Annotated in this window: 15 protein-coding genes; 10 read left to right on the top strand and 5 right to left on the bottom strand. The window is 40.9% G+C overall.

Annotated elements, in window-relative coordinates:
* Nucleotides 1-139: 139 nt before the first annotated feature.
* Nucleotides 140-2,650, bottom strand: coding sequence for a preprotein translocase subunit SecA (gene secA, locus HPT25_RS04100; protein WP_173060319.1), 2,511 nt, complete (start codon nt 2,648-2,650; stop codon nt 140-142).
* A 229-nt stretch (nt 2,651-2,879) separates the two neighbouring features.
* Nucleotides 2,880-4,019 carry a YecA family protein gene (locus HPT25_RS04095; RefSeq protein WP_173060316.1) on the bottom strand — a complete coding sequence of 380 codons (1,140 nt, stop codon included), beginning with the start codon at nt 4,017-4,019 and terminating at the stop codon, nt 2,880-2,882.
* 297 nt (nt 4,020-4,316) lie between these two features.
* On the opposite strand from HPT25_RS04095, the gene prfB reads away from it, so the two are divergent.
* From prfB to HPT25_RS04055, 8 genes are all read left to right on the top strand, one after another.
* A protein-coding gene (gene prfB, locus HPT25_RS04090; protein WP_173060313.1) for a peptide chain release factor 2 occupies nt 4,317-5,418 on the top strand; the annotation gives its coding sequence in 2 pieces (ribosomal slippage) (nt 4,317-4,388 and nt 4,390-5,418; 1,101 coding nt in all).
* Nucleotides 5,419-5,643: 225 nt separating this feature from the next.
* Nucleotides 5,644-6,510 carry a YitT family protein gene (locus tag HPT25_RS04085; RefSeq protein ID WP_173060310.1) on the top strand — a complete coding sequence of 289 codons (867 nt, stop codon included), beginning with the start codon at nt 5,644-5,646 and terminating at the stop codon, nt 6,508-6,510.
* A gap of 51 nt (nt 6,511-6,561) precedes the next feature.
* Complete coding sequence (cccB, locus tag HPT25_RS04080) at nt 6,562-6,897, top strand: cytochrome c551 (RefSeq protein WP_217269618.1); 336 nt, start codon at nt 6,562-6,564, stop codon at nt 6,895-6,897.
* Nucleotides 6,898-7,161: 264 nt separating this feature from the next.
* Nucleotides 7,162-7,848, top strand: coding sequence for a cell division ATP-binding protein FtsE (gene ftsE / locus HPT25_RS04075; RefSeq protein ID WP_173060307.1), 687 nt, complete (start codon nt 7,162-7,164; stop codon nt 7,846-7,848).
* Nucleotides 7,838-8,731, top strand: coding sequence for a permease-like cell division protein FtsX (ftsX, locus tag HPT25_RS04070; protein ID WP_173060305.1), 894 nt, complete (start codon nt 7,838-7,840; stop codon nt 8,729-8,731). The genes ftsE and ftsX overlap by 11 nt, the downstream gene beginning before the upstream one ends.
* 104 nt (nt 8,732-8,835) lie before the next feature.
* A complete protein-coding gene (locus HPT25_RS04065; RefSeq protein WP_173060302.1) occupies nt 8,836-10,110 on the top strand; it encodes a murein hydrolase activator EnvC family protein in 1,275 nt (424 codons plus the stop codon).
* A 391-nt stretch (nt 10,111-10,501) separates the two neighbouring features.
* Nucleotides 10,502-11,956, top strand: coding sequence for a S41 family peptidase (locus HPT25_RS04060; protein WP_173060299.1), 1,455 nt, complete (start codon nt 10,502-10,504; stop codon nt 11,954-11,956).
* Nucleotides 11,957-12,299: 343 nt separating this feature from the next.
* Nucleotides 12,300-13,496, top strand: a complete 1,197-nt coding sequence (locus tag HPT25_RS04055; RefSeq protein WP_173060296.1) for a PDZ domain-containing protein — start codon at nt 12,300-12,302, stop codon at nt 13,494-13,496.
* 314 nt (nt 13,497-13,810) lie between these two features.
* On the opposite strand, the gene HPT25_RS04050 is transcribed toward HPT25_RS04055, so the two are convergent.
* From HPT25_RS04050 to HPT25_RS04040, 3 genes are read right to left on the bottom strand one after another with little or no spacing between them, the layout of a single operon-like run.
* Nucleotides 13,811-13,969 carry a hypothetical protein gene (locus HPT25_RS04050; RefSeq protein ID WP_173060292.1) on the bottom strand — a complete coding sequence of 53 codons (159 nt, stop codon included), beginning with the start codon at nt 13,967-13,969 and terminating at the stop codon, nt 13,811-13,813.
* 24 nt (nt 13,970-13,993) lie between these two features.
* Complete coding sequence (locus HPT25_RS04045; RefSeq protein WP_173060289.1) at nt 13,994-14,350, bottom strand: GIY-YIG nuclease family protein; 357 nt, start codon at nt 14,348-14,350, stop codon at nt 13,994-13,996.
* 20 nt (nt 14,351-14,370) lie between these two features.
* Entirely contained in the window at nt 14,371-15,126 is a 756-nt protein-coding gene (locus tag HPT25_RS04040; RefSeq protein WP_173060286.1) for a DUF2087 domain-containing protein, read from the bottom strand.
* Between the two features lie 519 nt (nt 15,127-15,645).
* On the opposite strand from HPT25_RS04040, the gene glmS reads away from it, so the two are divergent.
* Both glmS and HPT25_RS28250 read left to right on the top strand, forming a co-directional pair.
* Nucleotides 15,646-17,448, top strand: a complete 1,803-nt coding sequence (glmS, locus tag HPT25_RS04030) for a glutamine--fructose-6-phosphate transaminase (isomerizing) (RefSeq protein WP_173060280.1) — start codon at nt 15,646-15,648, stop codon at nt 17,446-17,448.
* A 1,165-nt stretch (nt 17,449-18,613) separates the two neighbouring features.
* Complete coding sequence (locus HPT25_RS28250) at nt 18,614-18,823, top strand: hypothetical protein (protein WP_217269617.1); 210 nt, start codon at nt 18,614-18,616, stop codon at nt 18,821-18,823.
* Nucleotides 18,824-19,060 lie beyond the last annotated feature (237 nt).

Genomic DNA, 19,060 nt, shown 5'->3' with positions numbered 1-19,060 from the left:
AAAAACGCTGCACTTTTTTAAAAGGTTTTTATTAAATAAGAAGTCCATTCCGCCAATCACTATGGAGGATCTTTAAGCATTTTTTTAAACATAGGATTAAAAGTACAAAACAGCCGGGGAAAAATCCCCGGCTTAAAATTTACATCGTTGCTCCGTGGCAATTTTTATACTTTTTGCCGCTGCCGCATGGGCATGGCGCATTACGGCCAACGTTGTCTTTGTTCACTTTTGGTTGCTTTTTCACAGATTCTCCGTCTTCCTTCGGATTTACCGCTTGTCCTTGTGCAACCTCCTGGCGCTCAAGATTATTGCGAATTTCTGCTTTCATAATATACATGGCGGTCTCATCTTCGATTGCTTCAATCATGGACTCAAACATCGCGAAGCCTTCATGTTGGTATTCACGAAGCGGGTCAATTTGTCCATAAGCGCGTAAATGAATACCTTGTCGCAGGTGATCCATAGCATCAATATGGTCAATCCATTTCGAATCTACTGCGCGAAGCGTTACAACTTTTTCAAACTCGCGCATTTGTTCCGGATACAGAAGCTGTTCTTTTTCCTCATAGCGTTCTTTCACTTTTGAATAAATGGTTTCCACCATTTCCTCCGGATCTTTGCCGCGCAAATCATCTTCTGTAATATCACCTTCAGGAAGAAGATTAGCGTGAGCGTAATCAACCATTCCTTTAAGATTCCAAGATTCCTCGTCCTCATGACGCGGTGTATGGGCATCAACATTGCGCTGAATCGAGTGCAGAATCATGTTTTGTACGATTTCACGAAGGTTTTCAGACTCTAACACTTCATCCCGCTGCTTGTAAATAATTTCCCTTTGTTGGCGGAGTACATCATCATATTGAAGCAGCTGCTTCCGGGCATCGAAGTTATTTCCCTCAACCCGTTTCTGCGCGGATTCTACAGCCCTTGAAACCATTTTACTTTGAATAGGCTGAGTATCATCCATGCCAAGTCGCTGCATCATGGATTTCATATTATCAGAACCGAAACGGCGCATTAATTCATCTTCCATTGATAAATAGAACTGGGTAATCCCTGGATCCCCTTGGCGGCCAGAACGTCCGCGTAGCTGATTGTCAATTCGTCGGCTTTCGTGGCGTTCTGTACCGATAACAGCAAGTCCGCCCAATTCCTTAACACCATCGCCGAGTTTAATATCCGTACCCCGGCCGGCCATGTTGGTTGCAATGGTAACTGCACCCTTTTGACCTGCTTCTGCAATGATATCTGCCTCGCGTGCATGGTTTTTGGCGTTTAACACGTTATGTTTAATCCCTTTTTTCAACAACATTCTCGAAATCAATTCGGAGGTTTCGATAGCAACCGTACCTACAAGCACCGGCTGGTTAACAAGATTCCTTTGAACGATATCTTCCACTACCGCGTTAAACTTGCCTTCCATTGAGGCATAGATTAAATCCGCACGGTCATCGCGAACAACTGGCCGGTTTGTTGGAATCACGATAACATTCATATTATAAATGTTACGGAATTCTTCCTCTTCTGTTTTGGCTGTTCCAGTCATACCGGATAATTTCTCATACATCCGGAAGTAGTTTTGGAAGGTGATCGTCGCCATTGTCATGCTTTCATTCTGAATTTCGACGCCTTCCTTCGCTTCAATCGCCTGGTGCAAGCCTTCGCTGTATCGGCGGCCCTTCATAAGGCGTCCGGTAAATTGGTCTACGATAACAATTTCGCCGTCCTGCACGACATAATCTACGTCTCGGTGCATTGTGACATTTGCTTTTAGCGCTTCATTAATATGGTGGTTTAATGTAACATGCGAAATGTCAAAAAGATTTTCAATGCCAAAGCCTTTTTCCGCTTTGCTGATCCCTTCTTCCGTCAGCATGACAGACTTTGTTTTTTCATCGTACGTATAATCAACGTCCTTTGTCAGAGTCCGGACAAAGGCGTTAGCCTGTATGTAAAGAACGGTTGATTTTTGGGCTGAACCGGAGATAATTAACGGTGTCCGCGCCTCATCAATCAAAATGGAGTCAACTTCATCGACTACCGCAAAGAAAAGTGGGCGCTGCACTTTTTGTTCCTTATAGAGGACCATGTTATCCCTTAAATAATCGAACCCAAATTCGTTATTTGTTCCGTAAGTAATATCTGCTGCATAGGCAGCCTGCTTTTCAGCACTATCCATGCTATTTAAATTTAATCCAACCGTTAAGCCCAGAAATTCATAGAGCTCACCCATTTGGCCGGCGTCGCGGCTTGCCAGGTATTCGTTAACTGTTACAACGTGAACGCCTTTGCCGGAAAGAGCATTCAAATAAACCGGCATCGTAGATGTTAACGTTTTACCTTCCCCAGTCTTCATCTCGGCTATATTTCCTTCATGGAGAGTAATCCCCCCCATTAACTGAACACGGTATGGGTATAGGCCAAGGATACGGCGGGCTCCTTCGCGTACGACGGCAAATGCTTCAACAAGGAGATCATCCAACGTTTCCCCTTTTTGGTAACGGGCTTTGAACTCTTCCGTTTTTTCACGAAGCTGATCGTCCGACAGCTTTTCCATATTCGATGCAAGGGCGTCGATTTGTGAAGTCATCTTTTCGAGCCGTTTCAGCTCACGTTTATTCAAATCAAATACTTTATTTAAAATCCCCATATTATGATGAACGCTCCTTTATCTCATTACTAATAAAAAATCCAATTAAATACACTGATTCATTTTCATATTACCACTTCCGCTTGTTCAGTGCCAATTTTGTTAAAAGAGAAGAAAATTTTGTCATCTTAATATTATAACGCTTTGACCGGTAAGATAAAGAATAAAAAACTGAGTAGGAGTTCAGTTCCCGCTCAGTTTTTTATTCAAATATGGTACAATCATTTGCTTAATCCATATCTGTCAGATTCCGCGCTCTTCCTTTTGGAAACTCCACCACAGTCCCTTTCACTACAAAAGGTTCCTCTTCTTCCTCTACATCTTGAAAGGCTCCAGCAATCTGTGCAATCTCTAACGCCAGCTCTGACTCCAATTCTGACACTATAGGGGAAATAGAACGGGCAGAAACTCCATACAACGTTGCCAGATCCTTAAATGTAAAGGATTGTTCAATAGGTATGATCAGTAATAGCAGATAGTGGAGTGCCGCAGCATAGATCTGTGGCTTTTGAATTCGTTTTTGTTTTTTCTGGCAAAAGCTATACCAAAGAGCGATCCCTGCATCCACTACAGGAGGCGGAAAATCAAGTGATTCCAGCTTTGCCTTGTATATGTCGACAACCTCTTTATAAATAGAGGCTGGCCATTCTATTTTGTCCAATTCAATCACGCCATTGACCATGGGCAGTTCACTTAAAATCTCCATGAAAAATTGAGTCAAATACTCTTGCGGGGAATCAAACCCGGCTTTCAGACTGCCATCTTTAATAAAGGATATACCAACTTCCGGCTCCAATTCTGGTAAATCAAACGGCTGTGGAAAAAAGAGATACTGATGTTCATATGGGACAAGTATTCCAGTAAAGAATGAACCTTCTTCTATTATTATAGGGTCCTCAGTAATCACCACATCCAGCTGTTCTTTCGTCAAACCGTCTTCAACTTTCATTTTATAGTCGTCCACACTTATGATTTTTCCCACAATCGTTCTAGCATCAGCCCAAGTCTGTAAAATTTGCCGCAGCTTTGGCCGTTTGATTTTTCTTGCTTCAGCTTGAATATATTTTTCTATGATGGTTTCTCCATCTTCTAACTGAACAAATAGGGAAAACCAGATCGCATGGATGATCTCATAGAATTGTCTTTCTTCTTCATCTTCAAAGGAAAAGAATTCCTCAAAATCTGCAAAGTCGTCTTCCAGCTCACTTTCAAATTGATAAAAGGCAAAATGGGTAACCAGTTTTTGCAGTTCGTCCATTTCCTTTTCAATGATTTGGTTAATCGAAATCGCCTCATTCGCACCGCAGCACTTTTTATACTTTTTGCCGCTTCCGCATGGGCATTGATCATTCCGGTTTATTTTCTCCATCTCACTTAGACTCCTTTAATTCTCTATTTAAACATTATTAATGTCGAAGTTTCTATTCTAATAGTACCATTTTTAACAGAAACATATCGGTTATACTAAAAAAATATCGAAGTCATTCCGCATTTCTTTTGAACAACTTTTGATATTTTGCCGGTGCTCACGTTATAATGGGTTAGTACTTATAAGTGATGGGATGAATAAACTACACTAGAGCCATGATTATTTTTAAAACATTAAACGTTGCTGTTGATTTTTGCATCAATCGACTAGCGGCAAATTTATATAGAGGTGAAGGAAATGGAATTAGCGGAAATTCGCAATGTATTGGAAACAACGGCTAAGAAATTAGCGGACTTTAGGGGGTCTCTTTGACCTTGAAAATAAGGAGGCCAGAATTGCTGAGTTAGATGATGTTATGCTGCAGCCTGATTTTTGGAATGATCAGCAAGCAGCACAGTCTATTATAAGTGAAGCAAATGGTTTAAAGGATCAGGTACACGAGTTTTATGAGCTGAATGAGTCCTATGAAAATTTGGAAGTAACATATGAGCTTGTAAAAGAAGAAAATGATGCTGAACTGCAGGCGGAGCTGGAAGATGAGCTTGAGAAGCTGACCAATCGACTTAGCCAGTTTGAGCTTCAGCTGCTTTTAAGTGAGGAATATGATAGAAATAATGCGATCTTAGAGCTTCATCCTGGAGCAGGCGGTACAGAATCACAGGATTGGGGGCAGATGCTGCTCAGAATGTATACGCGCTGGGCTGAGAAGAAGGGCTTTAAAGTGGAAACGTTGGATTATCTTCCTGGGGATGAAGCGGGAATTAAAAGTGTTACACTTGCTATAAAAGGCCATAATGCCTATGGCTATTTAAAGGCGGAAAAAGGCGTTCATCGCCTAGTAAGGATTTCGCCATTTGATGCTTCTGGCCGCCGTCATACATCTTTCGTATCCTGTGATGTGATGCCGGAATTTAATGATGAAGTTGAAATTGATATCCGCTCGGAAGACTTAAAGGTTGATACGTACCGTGCGAGTGGTGCAGGCGGTCAGCACATCAATAAAACGGAATCGGCTGTCAGGATCACGCATATCCCTACTGGCATCGTGGTTTCTTGCCAGACGGAACGTTCCCAGATTCAGAACCGTGAACGGTGTATGAAAATGCTAATGGCAAAACTTTATCAGAAAGAAATGGAAGAGAAGGAGAAGGCATTAGCGGAAATCCGAGGCGAGCAAAAGGAAATCGGTTGGGGCAGTCAAATTCGTTCGTACGTATTCCATCCTTATTCGATGGTCAAGGACCACCGTACAAATGTTGAAACTGGCAACGTTCAAGCCGTAATGGACGGGGAAGTTGATCAATTTATCAATGCTTATTTGCGTTCAAGAATTTCATAATTTGTATGTGAGCCTTTGCTGTATATCGGCAAAGGCGTTTTTTTTTTGAGGGATAAATTATATCGGTAAAATATTTTACGGCCTGCTTCATGAAAGTGCTGTATAAGGGAAAATCTAATAATAATTTTATCCCTTTATCGCGGGAAATCGATGCCGTTTACACCGTATTTTTACCATGCTATACTCACTTTCGGTTAGGTTGAAATAATCAGAGGGGAACGTATCATGACTAGAATAAGCTATTTAACAGACAAATATCCTGGATTACGAATTTTAAGTGACTATATTTTAGTCATTATTGGGTCGGCCATCATTGCCGTGGCCTTTAATGTGTTTTTGCTGCCAAACCGTATTGCTTCAGGCGGAGTGAGCGGAATCAGTACCATTTTAAAGTCAGTGCTTGGCTGGGAGCCAGCATATGTGCAATGGGCATTCAACATTCCGTTATTTATCGCGGGAGTCGTTTTTCTTGGTAAACAATTTGGTATGAAAACGTTAGTGGGAACAATATTTCTGCCGCTTGTCGTTTTTTTAACAAGTGATTTGCAGCCATGGACGCACAATGCACTGCTTGCAGCCTTGTTTGGCGGCATCGGTGTTGGCCTTGGGCTTGGGATTGTTTTCAGAGGAAAAGCCTCAACCGGGGGAACAGACCTTGCGGCGCAAATCATCCATAAATATACAGGCTTTACACTTGGAAGATGTGTCGTCATGATTGACGGCCTGATCGTATTAACTGCTGCAGTTGTGTTTGATATTGAAAAAGCTTTATATGCCATAATTGGTTTATATGTGACAAGTAAAACCATCGACTTTATTCAGGTAGGCTTTGGACATTCCAAAATGGCAATGATTATTACAAATAAACAAGAAGATGTACGCGAAGGAATTTTGCATAAAATTGACCGAGGCGTAACAAAATTATCAGCATATGGTGGTTTCACAGATCACGAGCGACCGGTTTTGATGTGTGTAGTTGACCAAACGGAGTTCACGAAATTGAAACAATTGGTGAAGAACATTGATCCGTCGGCATTTGTTGTCGTAATGGATGCTGCTGAAGTTCTTGGAGAGGGTTTCAAACGAGCGTAGTACTGGTATACTAATACATTAGAGATGATTTTGCTTGTGGGAGGTTTGACATTGGGAAAAAAACTGCTTACCCTGTTATTGGGGATATCTTTAGTAATGGCTCTTTCTGCTTGTGGTGGCGGCTCCAGCAGTGGTGGTACGGATAGCACACAGAAAACAACATCAAGCGACGATGCCAATCAGATTTTTCAACAGCACTGCGCCAGCTGCCACGGTGGGGATCTTAAAGGCGTCGTAGGTCCTAATCTGACAAAAGTTGGCTCAAAATTCTCCAAAGCTCAAATATTGGATATCATTAAAAATGGTAAATCTGGCGGCATGCCGCAAGGCCTTATTTCAGGCGATGAAGCAGATAAAGTGGCTGCATGGCTTGCTGCAAAAAAATAAAAATTAAAGAACGTTCAGGCACGATAAATGCAGAGCGTTCTTTTTTGTTTTATTATGATAAAGCTGAAGTGTTTAAGCAGAATTCCATCACTTTTTAACAAAATGACAAAAATTGTCGGCGGGATTGAAAAGAAATTGTAATATTCTTGACGAATTATGATGTTATAATAAACTCATGCAAAACTGCTCAATAATTGTTCGGTTTTGCAAATAAAAAAAGATTATTGTCGAAAATCATTTTCGACAAATGATTAGGTGATCTAAATGATTGAAATGCGAGATGTATACAAAAAATATCCAAATGGTGTTGCAGCCGTTAATGGAATAAATGTACGGATCAATCAGGGTGAATTTGTTTATGTTGTTGGGCCAAGCGGTGCCGGCAAATCAACGTTTATTAAAATGATGTACCGTGAAGAAGTGCCAACTTCCGGAACCATATCAATGAATGGCGTCAATCTGGCAAAATTAAAGAATAAAAAAGTGCCGATTTTCCGCCGCAATCTTGGCGTCGTTTTTCAGGACTTTAAACTTTTGCCTATGTTAACAATCTATGAAAATGTTGCCTTTGCATTAGAAGTAATTGAAGCACAGCCGAAGTTCATTAAAAAGAGAGTTATGGAAGTCCTTGATCTTGTTGGCTTAAAGCATAAGGTAAGAATGCTTCCGACAGAGCTTTCCGGCGGTGAACAGCAGCGTGTTTCTATTGCCCGTTCTATCGTAAACTCACCGCGCGTGGTGATCGCGGACGAGCCTACAGGGAACCTGGATCCCGAAACATCATGGGAAATTATGAAGATTTTTGAAGAAATTAATGCAAGAGGGACTACTGTTGTTATGGCAACCCATAACAAAGATATAGTGAATACATTAAAACATCGCGTTATTGCCATTGAAGGCGGAAAGATTGTGCGCGATGAAAATAGGGGGGAATACGGTTATGAAGTTTAGAACAATTGGCCGTCACGCCCGCGAAAGTTTAAAGAGCCTTTCCAGAAACGGCTGGATGACATTTGCTTCCGTTAGTGCCGTGACTGTAACACTTTTGCTGGTAGGTGTCTTTTTCGCTTTGATGATGAATCTTAACCGTGTTGCACAGACCATTGAGGATGACGTATCCATCCGTGTTCATATAGATGTTGCCGCGAACAAGCAGCAGCAGGAAACATTGAAACAAGAAATTCAAGCTATTCCACAAGTGAAAAGTATTACATTTTCATCCAAACAGCAGGAGTTAAAAAACCTAGTGAAAAGCATGGGTGAAGAAGGAAAGGCCTTCAATCTGTTTCAGCAGGATAACCCTCTGAACGATGTCTATGTTGTTAAAACTGCTAATCCGACTGATACAATAAAAGCTGCCAAGAAAATTGAAAAGTTAAATTATGTTGCTAAGGTCCGTTACGGTCAAGGAACTGTTGAAAAATTATTCAGCTTTATTAAAGCTGGGCGTAATGTTGGGGTTGTGTTGATTATTGGATTATTTTTCACAGCGATCTTCCTAATCTCCAATACTATTAGGATTACCATTGTTGCGAGACGCAGAGAAATTAAGATTATGAGATTGGTAGGTGCAACCAATAGTTTTATCCGCTGGCCATTCTTCCTCGAAGGGTTATGGCTTGGGATTCTTGGCTCGATTCTGCCGATTATCCTAATTTCGCTCGTCTACTACCGTGCTTATGCTTATATTGATCCGAAGCTGGAAGGCTCATTTATTCAGATTTTACCGGCCAATCCATTTATCTACGAACTCTCCGGTATTCTGATCCTAATGGGTGCGATTATTGGTGTTTGGGGCAGCGTTATGTCCGTTAGAAAGTTTTTAAAGGTGTAACAGTGAATCAGGAGAGGCCATTCTTCAGCCTTTCCTGATTGTTGTTTATACACATTCAAAATAGAGAGAGCTGTACTTGAGTACATCATGAGGAGAGATACGAAATGAGGAATTCAGTGATCACGCTGGCAGTTGCAGTGGCGGTCGGACTGGGAACAACCTTCGGGGGAATGTCAGTTAAAACTGAAGCGGCATCGCTTTCCAGCTTAAAGGACCAACAAGAAAAAATTCAAAACCAGCGCTCCAATGTTCAATCAAACATTAAGCAAGGAAACGATAAGATCACGAATATTCAAAACCAGCAGAGTAATGTTGAACAACAAATGACACGCCTTGATATGGAGATTGGCGATATAACGTCCAAAATCGATGATAAAACCGCAAAGGCAGACTCCACTAAAAGACAAATTGCAAAGCTTGAAGCTGAAACAAAGGTCATACAAGAGCGGATCAAAAAGCGGACTGCACTTTTAAAGGAGCGCTTAAGCAGCTATCAAGACACGGGCGGTGTTGTTGATTATTTGAGTGTGTTAATGGGAGCGCAAAGCTTCAGCGATTTTATTGACAGGGCAAATGCAGTTGCCACGATCATGCAGGCTGACCAAGAGATCATCAAGCAGCACGAAGCTGATAAAAAAGAGCTGGCCAAAAAGCAAGATAAGGTGAAAAAGGACCTTTCAAGCCTTAAAAAGATGGTGGCAGACTTGAAGAATATGAATAAGCAATTGAATACCCAAAAGGCAGCAAAAAATAAACTTCTGGCAAGCTTGAAATTGCAAGAAGGAGAAGCTCAAAACGATGTAATGAATTTACAAGAGCAGGACCAGCTTTTAGCTTCACAGGAGAAAGCCATTAAAGAGGCTATCCAATTAGAAAAGGATCGCGAGGCTGAACAGGCAGCACAGTCTGCTCAAACCGCACAGGGTGACAGTCCTTCAAGCGGCGGCGCAACGGGGCAGATTCCTTCTATTTCAAGCGGATTTTGGACCCAGCCTGCAGAGGGGATTATCTCCTCTGGTTTTGGTAAACGTACGCGTGATTTCCACTATGGAGTTGACATTGCAAACAACGGTCCTAATGTTCCGATTTTAGCAGCGGCGGACGGAGTTGTGATTCGTTCCTACTTATCTAGCAGTTACGGAAACTGTATTTTTATCTCTCATTCCTATAATGGACAAGTATTTACAACTGTTTATGCCCATATGTCTGAACGCTTGGTCGGCGACGGCGCTGTCGTTAAAAAGGGCCAGCAAATCGGGATCATGGGCAGCAGCGGGGAAGCAACAGGACAACATCTGCACTTTGAACTTCACAAAGGACCTTGGACACCGGATAAGCGTTTTGCAATTAATCCGGTAGGTATTATCCCGCTTCCATAATAATCGAAAGGAAGGAGCCTCGGCTTCTTCTTTTTTTGCTGATGGGAAAGTATAACTTTCCTATCAGGCATAAGTGCGCTAAGGAATGCTTCGAGAGCATTTGCTTCGCATTCGAAAAGCTGTGCTTTTCGGTGAACTATGCCTCTGTCTTCATCCTAACGGGCTCGCCAGTCGGCGAGTTTTCTTTATTCGGGAATTTAATGTGAAAGTTTTTGGCTGAATAGATACAAATTTTGTTGATATCCCTCCAATAACCTTCCCATCGTCATATGAATTTCCTCCCCTCACTCATAACTCGTCCTTTCCTCACATATAAGTTAATAATCGGGCAGAAATTCAAGGCTTTCTTATTTAAATAAATCAGCCAAGCCTTAACTTGAGGAGGACTGACATGAATCGTAAATGGATTGCCCTGTTGATGACAGGTTCATTGTTGACCGGAGCAGGGGCCACATACGCCGGAATCCAATGGATAGACAAGAAACAAGAAACCAGCCAGAATGTACATGTATTGACTAAGCAAGCCGCAGCGCAAAACACGCAATCGGAAGAAAAAAGTCTGGAGAAAGTTTGGCAGGCATATGATCTTATTCTAAATCGCTATGTTAATAAGGTAGACCAAAACAAACTGGCGGAAGGAGCCATCCAGGGGATGCTTGCGGTTTTAAAAGATCCTTACTCCGTTTACATGGACAAGGAAACTGCAGAGCAATTCACTCAAACATTGGACTCTTCCTTCGAAGGAATTGGTGCAGAGGTAGGGAAAGTAGATGGAAAAATCGTGATCATCTCACCATTTAAGAATTCACCTGCAGAAAAAGCGGGTATTAAACAGAATGATGAAATATTGAAAGTGGATGGTCAAAGTGTAGAAGGGCTCGATCTCAGTCAAGCAACAGCAAAAATCCGCGGCAAAAAAGGGACAACGGTTACCTTGTTAATTGCCCGCAAAGGTCTAAAAGATCCGCTGACCATTAAAGTGAAGCGGGATGAAATCCCATTGGAAACCGTACATTCTTCCATTAAAAATTACGATGGCAAGAAAGTGGGCTATATCGAAATAACTTCTTTTTCAGAAAATACAGCAGCCGATTTTAGCAAGAGCCTAAAGGAGTTGGAAAATGACCATATTAAGGGATTAATCTTGGATGTACGCGGCAATCCGGGCGGATACTTAGACAGTGTAGGTGAAATATTAAAAGAGTTTGTTCCTAAAAATAAGCCATATGTTCAAATTGAAAAACGCGATGGCAAAAAGGAAGGTTTCTATTCCTCGCTGACAAAGAAAAAGGATTACCCTGTTGTTGTCCTCGTCAATAAAGGCAGTGCATCTGCTTCGGAAATTTTAGCTGGAGCATTAAAAGAAGCGGATGGCTATAAGCTTGTAGGTGAAACGACATTTGGCAAAGGAACCGTCCAGCAGCCTGTGTCGATGGGAGATGGAAGCACCATTAAACTGACTTTATTTAAATGGCTGACACCGAATGGCAATTGGATTCATAAAAAGGGAATCAAGCCGGATGTCGCGATTAAACAGCCTGCGATCTTTGCCACCCATCCTGTCCAGATTGATAATCCGCTCGTTGAGGACATGAATAATGAACAGGTAAAGAATGCACAGGAAATTCTGGAAGGACTTGGATTCGAGCCGGGGCGTACAGATGGATACTTTAGCAAGGAAACAACCATTGCCGTAAAAGGGTTCCAGCAGGAAAATGACCTGGAGACTACTGGGGAAATTGATGTCAAAACGGCTGATAAACTCGAAGATGCCGCCGTCCAGGTTATGAAGAACGAGAAAAACGACCTGCAGCTGCAAACGGCACTGAGGCTGGTAGCTCAATAATAACGTTAAAAGCAGTTGGCGCCTGGTGATCAGGGGAGCTAGCTGCTTTTTGTTGTTGTGGCTAATAAAAGAATGCCCACTGAAATTTTAAATGGAGTACTACAAATTGTTGAATTCCCACACTATTTAGTGGACCCTTAAACCAATTTACAGGGCGGCTCTGTTAAAACAAATGATAAGTGCCCCTTAAAATTTGCAAAACTCTCTCCAATCAACCAAATAGATATTTTTAGCTTTTCTAGAAACTAGCAATATTTTTTGGCGCATTAATTTGGTAAAATAATCTTTAAGAGTCTTTTTAATAGTAGACTATAAGAAATTTAATAGAGGCAGGTGGCAGGAATTGGTGCAAATATGGCTTGTTGAGCTGTTAAAAGGAGCAGGCAAAATATTTCTTCATCCTGTTTTATACTATCTCGTTTTTCTTTCAGGAATATTAGGTGTTTTGAGGGTAAAACGTGAGCGGAGAAATTTTCATATACGGGCGCAGGATGCTTACTTTGAACTTAGGCAGCTGTTTCCTTTGGGCATCCTATTAGGGGGGGGCCTTTCAGTTGTGACGATTGCTGCAGGGATTACGGTGCCTTTTGCAGCCATCCTTTTTATCGCACTACTTACTATTTTAGTATCACTTTCAACAAATGTCCGGTTGATGTCACCGGCCTATACGGTAGGTGCAGCATTTTTTGCGATTATTCTTTTTGCTGAAAAAAGATGGTCAATTCCGTTTTTCGGGAAAGCCTTCCAATCAATTGGAGATAAGGTTTACCCATCGATCACGGTCATTTTGGGATTGCTGCTTATTGCAGAGGGGATTCTGATCGTAACCAATGGCAGGAAGGGAACTTCTCCAAAGCTAGTAAAAAGTAAACGCGGCCAGAGTGTTGGTGCCCATGAGGTGAAGCGCCTTTGGATGGTCCCGTTGTTTTTGCTTATTCCTGGAACAGCCCTTCATCTTCCTTTTGAGTGGTGGCCGGTATTCCATGTGGGAGCAAAAGCATACTCTCTTATCCTTGTTCCATTTGCGATCGGTTTTCATCAGCAAATGAAAGGGGTGCTTCCGAAAGAAGCAATTGAACGCCATGGCCGAAAAGTCATTATGCTGGGGGTGTTCATCACTTTGATCTCAGCCGCAGGCTATTGGTATCCGCTTATAGCGATTATTGCCGCCGCATTTGCGATTTTGGGACGTGAGTTTTTGGCTTTCGTAACATATTGGCGAGATGATAGTTTACCAGCCTATTTTTCACGAAGAAACCAAGGCTTAATGATTATTGGCATCATCCCCGGGTCCCCAGCAGAAAAAATGGGACTTCAGGTTGGTGAGATCATCGCAAAGGCAAATGGGGTTGCTGTAAAGGACGAAGACTTGTTCTATGAAGCACTGCAAAAAAATCGCGCTCATTGCAAGCTAGATGTACTTGATACAAATGGTGAGGTTCGCTTTGTCCAGCGTGCTTTGTTTGAAGGAGACCACCATGAGCTGGGCGTATTGTTTGTTCAGGATCAACGGAAGTTTGATGAGAAGACTGTTTCATAATTATAGGATAGAGCGCTACAATGGAAAAGGAGTTGCGAAAGCAACTCCTTTATTATGTGCTAAGATTCAATGATTCAATAATTTGTTTATAAAATTTTATAAATAAAATTTAGAAAAAAGCTGTTTGAAAAATAGATCAAACAGCTATGTCCATTAATTTAATAAGGCTTTTAGAGACTTCTTTTTCCAGAAAAAATGATGATAAAGTAATTGCGAGGTAAAATTGATCAGGAAGGCAATCGGATAGGCGGTCCATACACCGTTTATCCCAAGGGTAGTGAAAGAAGAGAGGAAATATGCGGCTGGTACTTCCACTAACCAGATGCTTGAAATGGTAAAAATAGTTGGCCATAAAACAGTACCCGTTGCTCGCATCGTTGCTGAAACGGCCCCGCCAAAATGATCGGAAACAGGAACCTCATCATGGATTTTTCAATTTGAAAAGCTTGCTTTTCATGATTCAATGTATTCAAATTCATACAACTCCTAACATCATCCTAACGAGCTTTTTTGCGATTATATCCTCGTTCATCAAATGGCTGTAATTGATCTACCCACTTTTTCTCAAGCTCTTTCAATGCTTCCTTCTCGTTATAATAAGGTTCTTCTTTCTTTTTAAGGATCTCTAATACTTCAAATGAGAATGCGTCCTTTCCAAAGAGCTTCCAATCTTCCTGCAGACTTTTATTAACATGTGTCCCTGTTTCAAGCATGTGGCGAACACCGTTTAAGGTTTTCACATTTTTAGTACTTCCGATAAAAATCTTTTCATTTTTTTCATTTTTAATTTGATATACTCCTGCTTCTATGGGCATTTCTTTGTAAATTCTAATTAACTCTTTTTTTCGATTCATTCTACCTGCACCCCTTTACGCTATTTCATTAACCAGTAATGGCTTCCATCCGCTTTCCGATCCACCAAACCGTACTCAATTAAATATCTTCTAATCATTACATAATCATCATAAATGGCTTTTAAAATTTGATTGAATTCATTTTCATCATACGTACGTTCCCGATCTAAGCTTTTTGCAATTTCCCTAAGGATGATAAGTCGCTGCTTTTCCTTTGGAGGGAATTTTTTTAAGCGTTTATTTGGCTCTGCCATAAAGAATTTTTTAATGGTTTCAGCTTGCTCTTCCTGTGTAATATCATAGCGATCATCGACCATCCTTGCTGTCTTATGAGGCGGAACAAAGGCTGGGGCATACTGATCCTTTTCTCGTAATAATTCCATCAAGGCTAAAAACACTTTTGCCTGCCGTTCCTTTTCCTTAAGTGCAAAGCGGTGATGCCTGATCGTAGAGGAACTTCCAATATTCATGGTTTCTTGAACTTCTTTGTCACTTTTTCCTTGGTAAAAGAGTTGAAGAAGCTGGTTTTGATGATCCGTCAGGCCTGTCAGTTTCTTATCAAGTTGGATCAGGTATTCGAATACAGAGTGGTGAGTCATCTCGATATGCATACGTGTATACCTTTCCGCTTCGTAAAGAGTGCCTCCGTGAGGGTAGATAATCCCTTTTTCATATCGCTCTCCGCATAAAAGGCATACATAAGAATCAGACTCTTGAATATAACCGCGTTTTATTTCTCCCCATGATGCATTCCAAAAAAAATCTGAAACATCCATTATTTTAAATACACCCAATCGACGTTTGTTTTATTATAAACAAATATAACTTATGTTTGTTTTTATACAAACATTATAATCGTGTGTTTGTATAAGGTCAATAAGGCATTTGCAGAATGATCCAATATAATGGGCAGGAGAAAATCAATTCTCCTGTCATTTTTTGATGTTTGACTAAAAAGTGAACATTACGGGAATTGCGTTGACTATCTATTATTGGATACATATAGTATGTATATGTTCTATGTTTCACAAAGGCAGATGGACGAAAGGAGGGGCGTGAAGCCATTTTTAAACAAAGCGCCTGAACTAGCCAAGGACGGAAGGCTAGTTGACGAGGAGGAGGTTTATCGAAGTGTTCGGCGGATACCTCCCGGTTGAACGCACAACCGAATATTTCTTCTTAAAAACAATGAGGCGACTCATTGCACAAAGAGGAGAAAATGCGCATACAAAAAAGCTAGTACCTTATCAAACTCAAATCAAGGAAATTTCATTTGAACAATGGAGGAAAACAGAATGTGCGGAATAGTTGGATACATTGGAAATCATGATTCTAAGGAAATCCTGCTGAAGGGCCTCGAAAAGCTTGAATATCGCGGGTATGATTCTGCGGGAATTGCGGTAAGAAATGAAAAAGGGGTACATGTTTTTAAAGAAAAAGGCCGGATTGCTGATCTAAGAAATATAGTGGATGATCATCTGACAGGTAAAACTGGAATTGGCCATACACGCTGGGCCACACATGGGATTCCAAGCAAAGTCAATTCCCATCCCCATCAAAGTGCAAGCGGCCGGTTTACATTAGTTCATAATGGTGTCATCGAAAATTATGAACTGTTACAAAAGGAGTATTTGGCAGACGTTTCGTTTACTAGTGAAACAGACACTGAAGTCATCGTTCAATTGATAGAAAAGTTCGTTTTGGAAGGCTTGGAAGTTTTAGAAGCATTCCGTAAAACACTAACATTATTACATGGCTCCTATGCTCTTGCTTTTTTAGATGCAGCAGGAAGCGATACGATTTATGTGGCGAAAAATAAAAGCCCATTGCTGGTAGGCTTGGGGAAGGATTTTAATGTTGTTGCCAGTGATGCCATGGCAATGCTGCAGGTAACAGATCAATTTGTTGAATTAATGGATAAAGAGATTGTTCTCGTCACCCAAAATGGCGTGACCATACAACACTTAAGCGGCCAAACCATGGAACGGAAGCCATTTAAAGCTGAACTTGATGCAAGCGATATTGAAAAGGGCACCTATCCATTTTATATGTTAAAAGAAATTGATGAACAGCCTCTTGTGATTCGTAAAATTATCCAAACCTATCAAAATGAACAGGGGCAATTGTCCATTGATCCGGAAATTATTGAAACAGTAAACCAAGCAGACAGGATCTATATTATTGCCGCTGGTACCTCTTATAACGCAGGACTAGTTGGTAAGCAGCTGATTGAAACGCTGGCTAAAATCCCTGTGGAAGTGCATATTGCCAGTGAATTTAGCTACAATATGCCATTATTATCAGCTAAACCATTGTTTATCTTTATTTCTCAAAGCGGCGAAACAGCTGACAGCCGGGCTGTTTTAGTCCATGTTAAAGAACTTGGGTATCCGACCTTAACCGTGACAAACGTTCCGGGTTCCACCCTGTCACGTGAAGCTGACTATACATTGCTGCTTCATGCAGGTCCGGAAATTGCGGTTGCTTCCACTAAAGCCTATACGGCCCAGATTGCCGTGCTGGCCATTTTGTCTGAAGTAGCAGCAAAATACAAAGGATTGGAGACTGGATTTGAACTCACGCAAGAGCTAGGTTTGGTGGCAAATGCGATGGAAACTCTATGCGACTCCAAAGAAATTATTGAAATTATTTCAAAAGAATTTCTATCGGTTACTCACAATTGCTTCTTTATCGGGCGCGGCATTGACTATTATGTATGCTTGGAAGGATCATTAAAACTGAAGGAGATTTCCTATATTCAAGCAGAAGGCTTTGCTGGGGGCGAATTGAAGCATGGAACCATTGCTTTAATTGAAGAAGGAACGCCAATCGTAGCCCTCGCAACCCAGGCAAGTGTCAATTTAAGCATTCGGGGAAATGTCAAAGAGGTCGTTGCCCGCGGTGCCAACCCTTGTATCATTTCGATGAATGGACTCAATATGGACGAAGACAGCTTTGTTATTCCTGAAGTCCATGAATTGTTGACACCTTTAGTTTCTGTTGTACCATTACAATTATTGGCTTATTATGCAGCGATTCAACGAGGCTGTGATGTAGATAAACCGCGTAATCTGGCTAAATCAGTAACAGTTGAGTAAGGTGATGACAAGAATCAAATGACTTTTGTACACATCTAAAAATCATTGTCCTTACACAATAAACCATGTCCTTAAATAAAAAAGTATGGTCAAGACTGAAGGAATATCGGGTGAAAGCCTGATAGCCCTTCGGTCTTTTTAACATGAAAAAAAGCAGGAATAAAAGCCAATGTAATCCAAAATAAACACCAGAATCACCAAACAAACCTATAGAGTAATCAATTAAAGTTCTAATATTCCTGTTGATAATATGTGGATAATATGTGAATAAATAGAAGGGGAAAAGGGTGGAAACAGGAATCCCACCCTTTTTTGTATGAATGAAAGTGAGAAAAAATAGGAGAGAACCTTGTCCTATCAACGGTTGAATGAAAAGTGTGAAGGGTTCTTATGAACCCCAAAAGCATGAAAAAATGAGCGGGAAAAGGAGGAAGAAAAACAGGGAATAACCTTGATATTACAACGTTTGAATGAGCATACTGAAGGGTTCTTGCGAACCCAAAAGCCTGAAAAAGATTGAGAAAAAGGCTGGAAAAAAGGTATGAAGAAAAGACGGAAATAATCCTGATATAGAAACGTTTGAATGAAAGTATGAGGGGGTTCTTACGAACCCCGAATGCCTGAAAAGAGGGCGGGAAAATGGCAGGAAGAAAAGCAAGGAAGAAAGGGTGGGAAGAGGAATCTCATTCTTTTTGCTTGGATAAAAAAGCAGAAATAAAGAAGGAGAAAATCCTGATATAAAAAAATTTGAATGAAAAGTGCGAAGGGTTCTTACGAACCCAAATGCATGGAAAAGAGCGGGAAAAAGCAGAGCGGAAAAATGCGGGAAGAAATGAAGGGGAAATCCTTGATATAACAACGTTTGAGTGGAATGTTTGAAGGGTTCTTACGAACCCAAAAGACTGAAAAAAGAGTGAGGAAAAGCGTGAGGAAATGGAAGGAAGAAAAGCAAGAGAAAAGCTGGATTAAACAGCGATTGAATGAAAAGCAAGAGGGGGTTCGTAAGAACCCCAAAGGTATGAAAAAGAGCGGGGAATGAGGAAATGCAGGAGGAAAATAAGAAAGGCAGGGTGGAAACTGGAGAAAATGCAGGAGAAATACAGGATTTTTGGACAAAGTTTTTTATGTCTGAGACCAAGAAAATTTGGTACAAGTTTGAGCAAAAGTGGGAAAAAAGCGGGACAAACTTTTTTCTATTCCAAAAGATGGAGAGAAGGCGGGAGACCAAGTAGGAGAAGGCTTAGAGCGGAAGGAGGAAGGAAAAAATGATGGACAAAGAATTTTATGTGTGAACAAAGTAAAGGCTGATGGAATGGCAAGGACTTGGGAAAGGGGGGAGAAGTACATTAATTTTACAGAACAAAGTTACAATTAAAAGAAAAACAAAAAAGAACAATTTTTATTGGGAAATAGGATGACACCTGTTTCTCTTTTTTTGATTATTTCAATGAAAAATGGTAATTAAAGTAAAAAATAGGTTAACTATTTTGTAAAAAAAAATTTACATAAAAGTTTATCGGGGGTGGCATAATAAATAATTTGAATAATTATCGGGGATAGAAGCACACTATGATTAGTTTCACAAAAGAAGTTTAGCTTTCATCATTAGAAA

The organism is Neobacillus endophyticus (assembly GCF_013248975.1).
GTDB classification, from domain to species: Bacteria; Bacillota; Bacilli; order Bacillales; family Cytobacillaceae; genus Neobacillus; species Neobacillus endophyticus.
Note: the sequence above shows the minus strand (reverse complement) of the source record. Positions and strands in the feature narration are given on the sequence as shown.

Excerpts from the sequence above, each read along its gene's own strand:
- ftsX (WP_173060305.1), top strand. The coding sequence starts at position 7,838 with ATGAAGTTTAGAACAATTGGCCGTCACGCCCGCGAAAGTTTAAAGAGC.
- HPT25_RS04085 (WP_173060310.1), top strand. The coding sequence starts at position 5,644 with ATGACTAGAATAAGCTATTTAACAGACAAATATCCTGGATTACGAATT.
- HPT25_RS04065 (WP_173060302.1), top strand. The coding sequence starts at position 8,836 with ATGAGGAATTCAGTGATCACGCTGGCAGTTGCAGTGGCGGTCGGACTG.
- HPT25_RS04060 (WP_173060299.1), top strand. The coding sequence starts at position 10,502 with ATGAATCGTAAATGGATTGCCCTGTTGATGACAGGTTCATTGTTGACC.
- glmS (WP_173060280.1), top strand. The coding sequence starts at position 15,646 with ATGTGCGGAATAGTTGGATACATTGGAAATCATGATTCTAAGGAAATC.
- HPT25_RS04045 (WP_173060289.1), bottom strand. The coding sequence starts at position 14,350 with ATGAATCGAAAAAAAGAGTTAATTAGAATTTACAAAGAAATGCCCATA.
- HPT25_RS04095 (WP_173060316.1), bottom strand. The coding sequence starts at position 4,019 with ATGGAGAAAATAAACCGGAATGATCAATGCCCATGCGGAAGCGGCAAA.
- HPT25_RS04040 (WP_173060286.1), bottom strand. The coding sequence starts at position 15,126 with ATGGATGTTTCAGATTTTTTTTGGAATGCATCATGGGGAGAAATAAAA.
- ftsE (WP_173060307.1), top strand. The coding sequence starts at position 7,162 with ATGATTGAAATGCGAGATGTATACAAAAAATATCCAAATGGTGTTGCA.
- secA (WP_173060319.1), bottom strand. The coding sequence starts at position 2,650 with ATGGGGATTTTAAATAAAGTATTTGATTTGAATAAACGTGAGCTGAAA.